11 protein-coding genes and 1 riboswitch are annotated in these 13,345 nt (G+C 38.6%); of the genes, 4 read left to right on the forward strand and 7 right to left on the reverse strand.

The window, feature by feature from the left end:
• Positions 1-16: 16 nt before the first annotated feature.
• The 3 genes from H1R81_RS16165 to H1R81_RS16175 form a co-directional block, all read right to left on the reverse strand.
• Positions 17-1,459: an APC family permease gene (locus H1R81_RS16165; protein ID WP_181841776.1), complete on the reverse strand. Its 1,443-nt coding sequence runs from the start codon at positions 1,457-1,459 to the stop codon at positions 17-19.
• Between the two features lie 190 nt (positions 1,460-1,649).
• Positions 1,650-2,048 (reverse strand): NUDIX domain-containing protein, encoded by a 399-nt coding sequence (locus tag H1R81_RS16170; protein ID WP_181841777.1) that lies wholly within the window; start codon positions 2,046-2,048, stop codon positions 1,650-1,652.
• Between the two features lie 4 nt (positions 2,049-2,052).
• Positions 2,053-3,708, reverse strand: a complete 1,656-nt coding sequence (locus H1R81_RS16175; RefSeq protein WP_181841778.1) for an amino acid permease — start codon at positions 3,706-3,708, stop codon at positions 2,053-2,055.
• A 527-nt stretch (positions 3,709-4,235) separates the two neighbouring features.
• Here H1R81_RS16175 and H1R81_RS16180 point away from each other — a divergent pair.
• Both H1R81_RS16180 and H1R81_RS16185 read left to right on the forward strand, forming a co-directional pair.
• A complete protein-coding gene (locus H1R81_RS16180; RefSeq protein WP_181841779.1) occupies positions 4,236-5,288 on the forward strand; it encodes an alcohol dehydrogenase catalytic domain-containing protein in 1,053 nt (350 codons plus the stop codon).
• An 8-nt stretch (positions 5,289-5,296) separates the two neighbouring features.
• Positions 5,297-6,772, forward strand: coding sequence for an aldehyde dehydrogenase family protein (locus tag H1R81_RS16185; protein ID WP_181841780.1), 1,476 nt, complete (start codon positions 5,297-5,299; stop codon positions 6,770-6,772).
• Here the strand turns inward: H1R81_RS16185 and H1R81_RS16190 are convergent, their stop codons facing one another.
• The 3 genes from H1R81_RS16190 to H1R81_RS16200 are packed head-to-tail and all read right to left on the reverse strand — an operon-like array spanning position 6,773 to position 8,043.
• A complete protein-coding gene (locus H1R81_RS16190; RefSeq protein ID WP_181841781.1) occupies positions 6,773-7,267 on the reverse strand; it encodes a GNAT family N-acetyltransferase in 495 nt (164 codons plus the stop codon).
• Positions 7,264-7,692, reverse strand: a complete 429-nt coding sequence (locus H1R81_RS16195; RefSeq protein ID WP_181841782.1) for a barstar family protein — start codon at positions 7,690-7,692, stop codon at positions 7,264-7,266. Before H1R81_RS16195 ends, H1R81_RS16190 begins: the two co-directional genes overlap by 4 nt.
• A 54-nt stretch (positions 7,693-7,746) precedes the next feature.
• A complete protein-coding gene (locus H1R81_RS16200; protein ID WP_181841783.1) occupies positions 7,747-8,043 on the reverse strand; it encodes a muconolactone Delta-isomerase family protein in 297 nt (98 codons plus the stop codon).
• Positions 8,044-8,197: 154 nt separating this feature from the next.
• A riboswitch (TPP riboswitch) is annotated at positions 8,198-8,295 on the forward strand.
• 113 nt (positions 8,296-8,408) lie between these two features.
• On the opposite strand from H1R81_RS16200, the gene H1R81_RS16205 reads away from it, so the two are divergent.
• Positions 8,409-10,607: a TonB-dependent receptor gene (locus tag H1R81_RS16205; RefSeq protein ID WP_181841784.1), complete on the forward strand. Its 2,199-nt coding sequence runs from the start codon at positions 8,409-8,411 to the stop codon at positions 10,605-10,607.
• 88 nt (positions 10,608-10,695) lie between these two features.
• Here the strand turns inward: H1R81_RS16205 and H1R81_RS16210 are convergent, their stop codons facing one another.
• Entirely contained in the window at positions 10,696-11,448 is a 753-nt protein-coding gene (locus H1R81_RS16210; protein WP_181841785.1) for a DeoR/GlpR family DNA-binding transcription regulator, read from the reverse strand.
• Between the two features lie 543 nt (positions 11,449-11,991).
• Between H1R81_RS16210 and H1R81_RS16215 the strand changes: the two genes are divergently transcribed.
• Entirely contained in the window at positions 11,992-13,323 is a 1,332-nt protein-coding gene (locus H1R81_RS16215; RefSeq protein ID WP_181841786.1) for an APC family permease, read from the forward strand.
• Positions 13,324-13,345: the final 22 nt, after the last annotated feature.

Below are 13,345 nucleotides of genomic sequence, written 5' to 3' on the forward strand. Positions count from 1 at the left end.
GTCATATAACAAACTTTTATTTTTGTCGGTTAAACCAGAAATAAACCGGAATCCCGATAGCTACAATCCCTAAACCGGGATAAGTAAACTGTGGTTTTTCTTTAATTAATATTAACACAATAACAGAGGCTATAATTACATATAGCATCGGAATAACCGGGAAGCCGGGAGCTTTGATTGGGCGTTCAGCATCAGGCATCTTCCGGCGCAGGATAAATATCCCGTATATAGTAAACGCATAGAACAGAATCACAACGCCCATCAGATAATCTAATAAGTCGCCGTATTTGCCCGTTAAACATAAGAAAGAAGCCCAGAAACACTGCCACCAAAGTGCATTTTTAGGTACAGATCTATCTGAAAGCTTACCAAAATTTTTAAAGAACAAACCATCTTTAGCCATTGTATAATACACCCGGGCTCCAGAAAGAATCAACCCATTGTTACACCCAAAAGTAGATACCATAATCAACAAGGCAACCACAATCGAAAACCCTTGCCCACCAATCAGGTTAGCGGCAGCGGCAGCTACGCGGTCTTCACTGGCAAACTGAATACCTCTACTCATTACATCAGCACCGTTAGGGTCTCCTTTCAGGGGCAGAATACACAAATAAGCTACGTTCATTAATAGGTACAGAACTGTTACAACCATTGTTCCGATCGCCAGGCCTCTTGGAATCGTTTTCTTTGGCTCCACCACCTCGTCTCCGGCAAAGGTTAAGCCATTCCAGGCGTCACTCGAAAACAAAGTCCCTACTTGTGTTACGCCTAAGGCTAATATAATCGTAAAGCCCCCTATGGCAGTTGTTACCCACTCATCACCTATTCTGATAGTGCTTGAAGCTTCAAACATATGAGAGAAATTCTGAGAAATCACATCAGCATTCGCACCTAATATAAAACCTAAAATGATAAGTAAAGCAATAGCACCTAATTTGGTTGTGCTGAAAATATTCTGAATAATTTTTCCCTCCTTTACCCCTCTGGTATTAGCATAAGTCAATATAATAATACTGACAATAGCCAGTAAACGTTGCGAGGTGAGTTTGAAAGAAGAATCACCAATAGCAAAAAATTCGTGTTTATCGCTAATGAAATCAGGAAATAGGACACCCGAATATTTAGCAAATGCTACTGCTACTGCTGCAATCGTGCCCGTCTGGATTACTGCAAAGAATGACCAGCCATACAGGAAACCAGTAAGTTTGCCATAAGCTTTTTGCAGAAAAACGTATTGCCCACCCGCGTGCGGAAACATGGCTGTCAATTCACCATAACATAAGGCACCAATCATGGTCAGTACGCCAGCCAATAGCCACGAGGCTAATAACCAACCAGTAGAGCCAACCTGACGCGCCACATCAGCACTTACAATGAAGATTCCAGAGCCAATCATAGACCCTGACACGAGCATCACAGCATCGTACAAGCGGATTTCTTTCTTAAAATTTGCCAATTTAATTAGGGGTTAGGATTTATAGAATATGTTTGAATATGGTTATTCTGGCTGAAAAGAACAGATTTTTGAGCAAGACAAGGCGTGTTTTGTAGACGTAGCAAGCAGCTACGACGAAAAAACACAACGAAGTATTGCTTAAAAAGATGTCTTTGTATGCCGAATCATAATGGTTAAGCATATTCTTGAGTTAATCGATGAAATTATGATTTTTCAGGTGGTCAAAAATAAGCTGGTCAACGGCAGAACTTTTATCTTTATCTGCATAGGTCAACCAGGCTAATTCTTCAATTTCAGAATCGGTTTTCAATTCTCCCCGATAATTTGCTTGATAACAGGTCATGATAACCATAATACCTTTAGGGTGTCCATGAGCCTGTGCTTCAAATTTTCCTAAGAATTGCAGAGATTCGGGTATCAGGTCAACCGTCAATTCTTCTTTTATTTCCCGAAGTAAAGCTTCTTCATCACTTTCTCCTGCCTCACGCTTACCCCCCGGAAAATACAAGGTATCTTTCCCTCTGCTTCGCGTGCTTAAAACCTTACGGTCTCTGATATAGAGCCAGGCAATTTTATCTATCCATCGCATGCAATTATTTCTTCGCTAATTTACTATTTTGATAGCCATAAGCAAAATATATTACCAGACCGATAATCATCCAGATGATAAACATACGCCAGTTAGACCAACCTAATTCGGTCATCAGATACAGATTGGTTAAAATACCCAATACAGGCAATAGTGAAAAGTTATATTTGAAGCTCATAACGGCCAACACCAACCATACTATCCAGAAAACAAAAAGCAGCGGTTTTTCTTCTAAATGTTGCATTACGTTTCCTTCTTTATAGGTAAGATATAAAGCAACAAGCAGTAGAGGTACTGCAAAGTATTTGGCATTAAGATAAGGAATTTTAAATTTAGCATCTTTGCTTAGTCCTTTAGCATCTAAAAATAAAACCCCCGCACAAACCAATATGAAAGCAAAGAATGTACCCACACTGGTAAGGTCAACAAAGAAGCTCATTTTAAAAAAAAGCGAAGGAACTGCCACTAAAATACCTGTGATGATAGTAGCAAAGCCTGGAGTCTTAAACTTAGGGTGAATCTCACCAAACTTTTTACCTAACAACCCATCGCGGCTCATAGTCATCCAGATACGAGGTTGCCCGATTTGATAGGCTAATAGCGCACTTGTAATAGCTACTACGGCACTTACCGAAATAACCCCGGCAACAAAATCAAAACCAACCTTTGAAAATACATAAGCCAGAGGGTCAGCAACATTTAATTCCTTATAATTAACCATTCCGGTTAATACCGTAGTAATCAGTACATATAAAACCGTACAAATCAATAAACACAATAACATGGCTCTTGGCAAATCTCTCTGCGGATTCTTGGCCTCTTCAGCAGTAGTAGAAATAGAGTCAAAACCAATAAAAGCAAAGAAAACCGAAGCAACCCCACTCAATACCCCATTGACACCATTTGGTGCAAAAGGAGACCAGTTTTCAGGTTTTACATAAAATACGCCCACGATAATTACCAATAAAATAACCCCTAATTTAAGCGCAACTAATATATTACTCGCATTGCGTGATTCCTTGATACCAATATAACAGAGGGAGGTAATCAGAACCGTTACCAATCCGGCAGGCAGGTTGAAAATCAATTTGGTAAAACCAAAATCCGGGGCATCCTGAAAAGCTTTGCCCAATATTCTTTGGCCCTCTGTAATATCTTTTCCGTTGGCAATAACCACTTCAAAGGCTTCTTTGGCAGAGGTATAATCGGTGGCCAGCCACATCGGGAAATGAATGCCGAAGCCTTCGAGCATGGAAATAAAATAGCTTGACCACGAAATGGCTACCACCATATTAGAAACAGCATATTCGAGAATCAAAGCCCAGCCGATAATCCATGCCAGGACTTCTCCGAAAGATACATAGGCATAAGTATAGGCACTACCACTCACAGGCACCATTGAGGCAAATTGTGCATAGCTCAAAGCGGTAAAAACGCAGGCAACCGCAACAAATACAAACAGGAGCGATACCGCAGGGCCACCATTAAAACTTGCCAGACCAATGGTACTGAAAATTCCGGCACCAATGATGGCGGCAATCCCGAGGGTAGTCAGGTCTCTTACGCCAAGAATTTTAGCCAGAGAGTGTCCGTCATTGCCTTTTTTTGATTCTTCTATTGCTTTGTTGACATCTTTCCTGCGAAAAAGTGAGTTACTCATGGATATGTAGATATTTGAGTTTTAGATGTTTGTTATGGTATATTCTCCAAAACTATCGAAAAAAAGATAATACTAATCTATGAAAAGCAAAATTTTTATCGAACGAAGTCTATTTTTACTACTCTTTTTTCAGATTATCCTATTTCAGAAAGTCATTTTTATTAAATTTTCTTCCTGAAAAACTTGTCTATCCTTTTAGGTGTAGCTACATTTGCAACTCCAACTTGTATAGACAAGTTAGGTTTAAGAATTATTAAAATTAATTAGTTGAACGAAATAGATTTAACAGTTCAATTATATCAAAAACTTTCCCGGATACTTTGAAAACACAGACTTAAGTCAGAAATTTAGCAGAGCCTGTTCAGGGACAACAAGTCTTGATTACAATCCACATAACAACTATAGGTATAGAAGAAATGATGGGCAGGAAAGGTGACCAAAGCAGACCATAAAAGGTTACCAATATGGTGGGAACCTTTTGTATTTATAACCCTTTCATCAATTTAAATCAATTAAAATACAACAAAGTGAAAGCAGCAGTTTATCGCGGAAAAGAAGAAATATTGGTAGAAGAAGTAAATATTCCAGGTTTGGAAGACGGGGAGGTATTGCTTGAAATAGAAGCCTGTAATGTGTGCGGAACAGATTTACGAACCTATCGGCACGGAGATATGAAAATCACACCTCCCCGTATTTTAGGCCATGAATTTTGTGGGAGAGTAATAGAGTCAAGAAGCTCTGATACAGATTTAAAAGTGGGCGATAGAGTGTTGATGTACATTGTATTGTCTTGTGGAGAATGTAGATATTGCAAAGCCGGGCGTGAGAATTTATGTCAGAATCGAACTACGATGTCTTATCATTTAGATGGAGCATTTGCAACATATATGAAAGTTCCGTCGAAGGCTGTTCGGCGGAAACAATTGTTTAAGGTAAACGAAGAAATACCTTCAGAATATCTGAGCCTGGCCGAGCCTTTAGGCTGCGTGATTAATGCACATGGACAAGGAAGATTAGCAGTTGGATTAAAGGATAAAGTAGCTATTATTGGTGCGGGGCCAATTGGTGTGATGCATGCGCTGGTTTCCCGTTTTCAGGGGGCACAACAGGTAGATATATATGATGTGATGCAAACCCGCTTAGAAAAAGCAACACAATTTGATATTGATCATGTGGTGAAGGTGGATAAAGAAAATGGGCATTTGCAACAAGCCCTTGAATTGACAGAAGGCTTAGGATACGATGTAGTAATAGTAGCTGTCAGTTCAGCGCAAGCTCAGGTTGAAGCCCTTGAAATAGCTGGAAAAGCAGGAAGAGTTGAATTCTTTGGTGGATTACCAAAAACAAATCCTTTTGCTACATTGAATACCAACCACCTGCATTATAAAGAATTGCGGATTAGTGGCTCTTATTCAGAGAAAATGAGTGATTTTCAGGCGGCTACCGCCTTGGTTCAAAAGAAGAATTTTCCCTCCGATAAGATAGTTACTCATATTTTACCTTTAGACAGAATCACCGAAGCATTTACCTTAATGGAGTCGGGCGAGGCTTTGAAAGTAAGTATTAAACCTAATTTGTAAGATATTCTATGAATACTGAATTAATAGCTGAGGTGAAAGGGCAAACATGGGGATTGTTTATTGATGGGAAATCAAATCAGGCAGCAGATGAATCTACATTAACTATTAAATCTCCGGCTAATGGTGAAGCCGTTGCTACTATTGCACGGGCAACCACTGAAGATGTAAACAAAGCCGTAAAAACAGCGCAGATAGGCTTTAAAGAATGGTCGAAACTGACAGCTTACCAACGGGAGAGCATTATTAAAAAAGCTACGGCTTATGTGCGTACCCAGGCTGACCGGATTGGTATGCTTATGGCTTTAGAACAGGGCAAGCCTTTCAATCAGTCTAAATCAGAAATTATCGGTTCTTGCGATACCTTAGATTATTTTGCAGCGGAGGGGGTAAGAGTAGAGGGATATATTAATCAAACAGAGAAAGCAGGGTTGTTTTCAATGGTAAAATATTATCCGGTTGGGGTATGTGCTTTGATTACTCCATGGAATTATCCGGTTTCGCTCTTATCATGGAAATTAGGGCCTGCTTTAGCGGTAGGTTGTTCGGTGGTGGTAAAGCCTACAACGGTTACTCCGCTATCGCCGATGGCTTTTTGTATGGCTTTGGTTGAGGGAGGAATTCCGGCTAAGGTTATTAGTGTAGTAACGGGCCAGGGGGCAGTAGTTGGCGATAGTCTTGCAAAACACCCTCTCGTAAAAAAAGTAGCTATGACAGGCTCTACCGAAACAGGTAAAAAACTGATGCAAACAGTAGCACCATACTTAAAGAAAATATCTTTAGAATTAGGAGGGCAATGCCCTGCCATTGTTTGTGAAGATGCAGATATAAAGAATGCGGCATTTGTAGTGGCTTACAAGGGATTCAGAAATATGGGGCAATCTTGTAGTAGTGTCAATAGAGTATATGTGCACATATCCAAACATCAGCAATTTGTAGCAGAATTGAAAAATCATGCTGAAAAACTGACTATTGGTGATGGGGTGAGTGATGGGTCAGTAGATTTAGGTCCAATGGCTACAGCGGATGGTGTATTGACTTCAAAACAGCACGTAGAAGATGCCATTGGCAAAGGTGCTTCATTAGTGACAGGTGGCAGAGCACCTGAAGGTGAGCAATATGGAAAAGGCCATTATTTCCTGCCAACTATCCTGGATAACTGCAATGCAACAATGAAAGTCATGCAGGAAGAAACCTTTGGTTGTGTAGTACCAATAGAGACTTTTAAAACATTGGATGAAGCGATTGAAAAAGCGAATAATACGAACTATGGTCTGGTAGCGTATGCTTTTACAAGAGATTTTAAAACCAGTATGCTTTTAGGTGAGCAATTGGAGGCCGGAACAGTATGTATCAATAATGGTGCTGTAAATACTAATTATGCGCCTTACGCAGGTTGGAAAGATTCGGGCTATGGCGTAGAACTTTCAAGAAATGCGGTTTATGAATATCTGGAAACGAAGCATATTAAGATAGAGGGGATTTAATCAACCCCTATATCTGGCATAAATATGTTCGTCATAGAGCTTTCCTTCTTTGGTAAGTGATTTTTTCAGGATAGCTTCCTTTTCAAAGCCTGCTTTTTCGAGCACTCGCATTGAGGGGGTATTATATTCAAATACGCCACCATAAATGCGATAAACATCATAATTGGCGAAAGTATAATTGACTATATCAGATATTGCGCTTGAGATAATTTTGTTGCCCCAGTAGGCTTCGCCTAACCAGTAACCTATCTCGGCGTTTTTTCTATAAATATCATCTTTCAGCAAGATGCCAATGCCACCCACTGCTTTGTTGCCTACCTCAATAGCAAAGCTCTCTGCTGAATCTGAAGCGATATTTACCCACTCATACGCATCTGTAATGGTATAAGGATGCGGGAAAATATCTTTCAGGTTTTTCCAGATATTGTAGTTATTGGCGTTTTCGACCAATGATTGTTCATCGCCCGACTGCCATTTTCTCAGGAAGAAATTCATTTGGTATCTTTTCGGTAGCTGATTTCCTGTTTGTCTAACAATTCTCGGATGCGGGGGCTATCTGCAAAAGCAAAGATGAGTTCTTTCTTTGGCAAATCCTCACTATCGTCTTCCCAGCGCCAATCTTCACAAATGGCATCCAGAAGATTGAGCAGAGTGCCTATTTTTTCGGGATTACGTTCTTTTTCTATGAACTGGTTAGACGGGGAAATATAGACAACGATTTTATCGTCTTCCAGCCATGATAAATCACTTAGCATTTCATCAAGCGATTCGCTGGTAAAACCAAACTCTTCCGGAAAAGCAAGGGCATCGCCTATTTCTTCATAAAACCCCCTTAAAGTAAGCGTTTTATGGCCATCAAGTTCAATGATTGAGTAATCGTCAGGAAGTTCTAAATTTTTGGTAACAAGAAAATTCGGCATGGGCTCGGTTAGCAGATAATATGTATTACGTGGCCTGAAGTAGACCACGTAGCTTTAGTTCAATGAAAAAGTCGGCACTTTCATTACAACAGAATTATTAAACATCAATTCTGTAATAGTTGGGCGCATATAATCAATTAATGGAAATTCTGCAATGATATCCATTACTTCTAATTCATCTTGAGCATTCACAATACACCAGAGTCGACTTCTGTCAGACGATAGCGCGTATGATTGTAGTTTTCCCTCTTCTAACAATTGATTTACAGCAATTCGTTGATAGGGAATTTTGGCAATGAAACCTTCTGGAAAAGGTACTGGCAAATCAAATTCCACCATAAATTGAGTCATAATCTCTCCTGATTTTAATAAAACAATACACAAAATCTATACCACACTCATTTACCTACTTTTGACTCTCAATTATCAATAATTTCGGTAAGGTATAAATTTCTTTTCACTAATATAAACAAGTTTTCCTTAAAAAACGTTTTCTTTGCAAAACTTATCTCAAAAGGGGTGCCTCAATATAACGGGCTGAGATTATACCCATCGAACCTGATGCAGGTAATTCTGCCGAAGGGAGAGAGAATAGTACTATAGTGTGCGCAGCTACAGAACTATTTACGATTTCCAATTAAAATTTTGTTTCACCAAAGAGCCGTTTTGGCTCACAAGATTTTACTCCTTTACCTTGTTAAAGTTTTCGTTATGCAATGAAAAAATTAACAAAAAATGTTCTAAGAATTCTTATCAAACAACAAAAATTCCTTAGAAAAACTATTTCGGTATTTATCTTATGTCATGCGGTTTTTATTTACGTTTGGGCTCAAGACGATTCTACCCGAATCAAAGAATTAAATGAAGTGGTGGTAAAATCTACCCGTGCCAACGAAAAAACTGGTATGGCCTTTACGAATGTCTATCAGCGAGACATCAAGAAGCAGAATCTGGGGCAAGATATGCCGTTTTTACTTAATCAATTACCCTCAGTAGTAGTTAGCTCTGACGCCGGAGCCGGAGTAGGATATACAGGTATCCGTATCCGAGGCTCAGACCCTACTCGCATTAATATCACTCTCAATGGTGTTCCTTATAACGATTCTGAATCACAAGGTACGTATTGGGTAAACATGCCCGATTTTGCTTCAAGTGTGCAAAGCATTCAGGTGCAACGTGGGGTAGGCACTTCAACCAACGGTGCAGGGGCTTTCGGTGCGAGCTTGAATATCAATACTTTAGGGTATGACCGAGAAGCTTTTGGAGAGACTAATCTTTCGTATGGTTCTTTTAATACAATGAAAGCAAATGTACTGGCAAGCACAGGTTTGTTAAATAACCATTTTGTGGTAGATGCTCGTTTATCAAAATTACAATCGGATGGATATGTCGATAGAGCCAGTTCAGATTTGAAATCTTTCTATGTTTCTGCGGGCTATTATAACAAAAGCAATTTTGTCAGGTTCAATGTCTTTTCAGGCAAAGAAATTACCTATCAGTCGTGGAATGGAGTACCTGAAAATTTATTGAAAACTGATCGCAGATATAACACTTATACCTATCCTAATCAGGTTGATAATTATCAGCAAGATCATTATCAGTTGATATCTTCTTTTAAATTGACTAACCATTGGACATTCAACCCTACTTTACATTATACCAGAGGTAAAGGGTATTATGAAGAGTTTAAAGAAGCAGCCGACTTGGCTGGGTATAATCTGCCTGATGTAACTATTGGTGGAGATACCATATCAAGTACCGACCTGGTACGAAGAAAATGGCTGGATAATCATTTTTATGGAATCACATATTCATTCGATTACCAAAGCCATAAAAAATTATCAGCCAATATCGGTGGCGCATGGAACCGTTATGATGGGCATCATTTCGGCGAAGTAATCTGGACAAAATTTGCCATGTTGCCTTCAAACGATTATCGGTGGTATCAAAGTCGTTCTATCAAAACCGATTTTAATATCTTTGGCAAAATATTCTATCAGGTAACCGACAAATTTAATCTTTTCGGCGATATTCAGTACCGTACAGTAGGATACGATAGGAAGGGTATTGCAGACAAATTGCAGGATATTACCCGTAATACTTCTTTTGAGTTTTTTAACCCTAAGCTGGGGCTGAATTATCAGCTAAATTCACAAGCGTCATTATATGCTTCGTATGCAGTAGGAAATAAAGAGCCTAATCGTACTGATTTTATAGATAATGTAAAAGCACCTAAGGCTGAGCATTTAGAAGATTTGGAAGCCGGTTACCGATGGGCAAGCCAGACATTCAGTTTTGATGGAAACTTCTATTATATGAACTATAAAAATCAGTTGGTATTAACAGGGCAGGTAAATAGTGTCGGAGAGGCGATTCGGGTTAATGTGCCGAAAAGCTATAGGGCAGGAGTTGAGCTGGTTGCTAACTGGAAGTTTGCCACACAGTGGCGTCTGAATGCCAATGCAACCTTCAGCCAGAACAAGATTAAAAACTTTACTGAAACCATTGTGAATTATGATGGTGAGGCTGATAAAATTAATAGTTTTGCCAAAACCGATATTTCGTTCTCTCCAAATGTAATTGCAGGGGGGCAGTTATCTTATTCGCCCGTTAAAAACCTGGAATTCGCCTGGTTGTCAAAATATGTAGGAAAACAATATATGGACAATACCTCAGACGATAACCGTAAGTTGAATGCCTTTTTTGTCAACGATTTGCGAGCCAACTATACAATCAGGCCAAAAATTGTTAAAGAAATCACCTTTAGCTTATTAGCCAATAACGTTTTCAACCATTTATATGAGTCTAATGGCTATACTTATAGCTACATATATGATAGACAGGTGGTTACTGAAAACTTTTACTACCCACAAGCGGGAGCTAATTTCTTGCTTGCTGTAAGAGTAAGAATCTAATGTGTAAATAGAATAGTGTTAAATCTCATCTCTGATTCTTCTGCAAAGGATTTGTCCTATCGGCAGAAAGAGCCAGAGATGAGATTTTTTATATTATCTCCACTCTTTTGTTCTGAAATGCTTGCAAAGCTTCGTCAGTCGGGTTCAGATGTGTTATCAGATAATCTATTTCTGCAAAATCACACACTTTATAGGCTTCCTTCACATGTAGTTTTTCTTCAATGGCACAACAGACAGTTTTCTTGGCCGAACGCATCATTTTCTGTTTTATCAGAGATTCTTCGTAATGCCTGATACTTAAACCTTTTTCTGCGTCAACCCCGTTAATTCCCATAAAATAATAGTCGGCATTAATGTGTTCTAGTTGATGATACACTTCAGTACCTAAGGTAATCTGGTAGCGTTTAAAATAGCTTCCGCCCAACAGGATTACATCAAGTGTGGGGTGGTCATTTAATACCATAGCTAAAGCAGGGCTATTGGTTACAACGGTAGCTTCCAGCATTTTTGGCAATTGTTGTGCCATAAAGAAATTAGTTGTGCCGCCATCCATAATGATAGTCTGGTGGTTTTCAAATAGAGTAAGGGCTTTCTTCGATAATATGCCTATTTCTTCGCTCCCACCGGTTCCTTTTTTTGAGTCACTAACCAATGGCAGATAAGAATTGATAACAGCACCGCCATGAACTTTTTTCAGCAGCCCTTTATCTTCAAGTTCAATAATATCACGTCGGATACTATCGTAGGAAACCTTTAAAAACTTACTTAAATCGTTGAAATTAATCTTCTTGTCGGTGGTAAGTTTTTCTAAAATGAGCGATTGTCGTTCTTCTTTAAGCATAGTTTTGCAAAGTATTTTGCAAATATTGCAAAATTTTGCAATATTTGCTTGCATCATATTATTTTTTTGCATATATTTGCATCAATTAACCTATACTGTAACTTATGATGAAAAAAATTACCTTTGGAAATCACTGATTTAACAGTGATTCCAAAGGTTTCATCAAAGAGATGATTTTATGAGTAGATAGATTTTTTGCGTTTGATATAATTTTTGATGTTATATACACTTTTTTTACCTTAGTTAAATAGATGGTTTATGGGAAAGGTCGAAACGCTTGGTTCGATCTTTTTGTTTTTATAGCATTGTCAATTGTTTAAGACCTGATGATAAAATTTTTCAGCAATATCAAAATAAACTAATTTTTGTTAACGTTTTATAAGTAAAATCTTTCAAACCTAATGAATTGACTTTTACTGATTTACGTGCTAACCTATTATTATTTCTGCGCATTATTTCAGAAAAGCTAAATCTTGTTTTTCTTCTATTTGTTTCATTTATTTGTTTAATTGCTATATTCGTTAAAATTAATAAAACGAAAGCATGGCCCCTGAAAAAAATAAAGGTGAACTTCTCAAACTTCTTGGTGTTGGTTTTGGTATAGCAGTAACTATTGGTGGAACAATCGGTACAGGTATTTTACGGAAGCCCGGCCCTATTGCTGCTAACCTCGGTGATCCTTCACTTATTATGTTGGTTTGGTTTCTGGTGAGCATCTATGCTTTTTTAGGAGTTTTGTGTGCTATTGAGTTAGGAGTAGCCATTCCCAAAGCAGGAGCCTGGTATATATATGCCCGCAGAGCCTTTGGCGATTATGTGGGGTTTATTACGGGTATCACAAGCTGGATGGGTACAGTAGCCGCACTCGGATTCGGAGCTTATACCATGAGTGAGTTTATTGCACTGATGTTGCCAGATACAGAACCTGTAATCAGGTTTATGGCAATAGCTATTTTGATTTTGTTGATGTCGTTCCATTGGTTGGGTACTAAATCAGCAGGGCGTTCGCAGGAAATCCTTTCTTTTTTGAAGGCAGTTGGTTTATTTGCTTTTGTGCTAATCTGTTTCGTTTATGGTGGAGATGTAAAAAATACTGAGTTGATAGCTACTACTGAAAGAGTAAGCAAACCGGCTTTATTGACCGGGCTAATCGTCTCTCTGCAATCGGTATTTTATACCTTTGATGGATGGCATACAGCCGCCTATTTTTCAGAAGAAAATACAGACCCTGCCAAAAATTTGCCAAAATCGATGATTAGTGGTGTATTAGTTATTGTGGCTATTTATCTGTTGGTTAATATAGCAATCTTATATATTATGCCGATGGATGTGTTGGCTAACTCAAAATTGGCGGCTTCAGATGCCATTAAGCTCATATTTGGCGAAAAATCGGCAATGGTAGTTACTTTCTTTCTTACGCTGTCTATTTTCGGTATTCTGAATGCCCAGATTATGTTTTCACCACGGGTTATTTATTCTATGAGTAGAGATGGGCTTTTCTTTAAAGCCGCACAAAAAGTAAACAGTGGTGGTACACCAGCTATTGCAATGCCATTAACCGGAATCTGCTCTATACTATTAATATTAAGTGGGAAAGATACTTGCGAGAAACTCTCTGATATTGCCGTTTTCTTTTTTGTATTATGCTACATTGCCGGATTCGCCAGCTTAATTATGTTGCGTAAAAAAGAACCAGAATTGCCAAGACCTTATAAAGTAATAGGTTATCCGTTTATACCATGGCTATTAATTATCATCTCTCTCTTGTTTTTGACAGGGGCCGTGTATCAGGACATCGAGAGTAGTGGTTATGCGCTAATCTTCCTGGTTATCAGTTACCCATTGTTCTTATTGACTAAAAAATTAAATCAATAGCTTCTTGTTATTGTTTTTCAAA

Source organism: Emticicia sp. BO119 (assembly GCF_013912375.1).
Taxonomy (GTDB): Bacteria; Bacteroidota; Bacteroidia; order Cytophagales; family Spirosomataceae; genus Emticicia.

Bases quoted from the DNA above. Each gene is read 5' to 3' on its own strand.
- H1R81_RS16195 (WP_181841782.1), bottom strand. From the start codon at position 7,692: ATGCCGAATTTTCTTGTTACCAAAAATTTAGAACTTCCTGACGATTAC.
- H1R81_RS16205 (WP_181841784.1), top strand. From the start codon at position 8,409: ATGAAAAAATTAACAAAAAATGTTCTAAGAATTCTTATCAAACAACAA.
- H1R81_RS16210 (WP_181841785.1), bottom strand. From the start codon at position 11,448: ATGCTTAAAGAAGAACGACAATCGCTCATTTTAGAAAAACTTACCACC.
- H1R81_RS16170 (WP_181841777.1), bottom strand. From the start codon at position 2,048: ATGCGATGGATAGATAAAATTGCCTGGCTCTATATCAGAGACCGTAAG.
- H1R81_RS16215 (WP_181841786.1), top strand. From the start codon at position 11,992: ATGGCCCCTGAAAAAAATAAAGGTGAACTTCTCAAACTTCTTGGTGTT.
- H1R81_RS16190 (WP_181841781.1), bottom strand. From the start codon at position 7,267: ATGAATTTCTTCCTGAGAAAATGGCAGTCGGGCGATGAACAATCATTG.
- H1R81_RS16175 (WP_181841778.1), bottom strand. From the start codon at position 3,708: ATGAGTAACTCACTTTTTCGCAGGAAAGATGTCAACAAAGCAATAGAA.
- H1R81_RS16185 (WP_181841780.1), top strand. From the start codon at position 5,297: ATGAATACTGAATTAATAGCTGAGGTGAAAGGGCAAACATGGGGATTG.
- H1R81_RS16200 (WP_181841783.1), bottom strand. From the start codon at position 8,043: ATGACTCAATTTATGGTGGAATTTGATTTGCCAGTACCTTTTCCAGAA.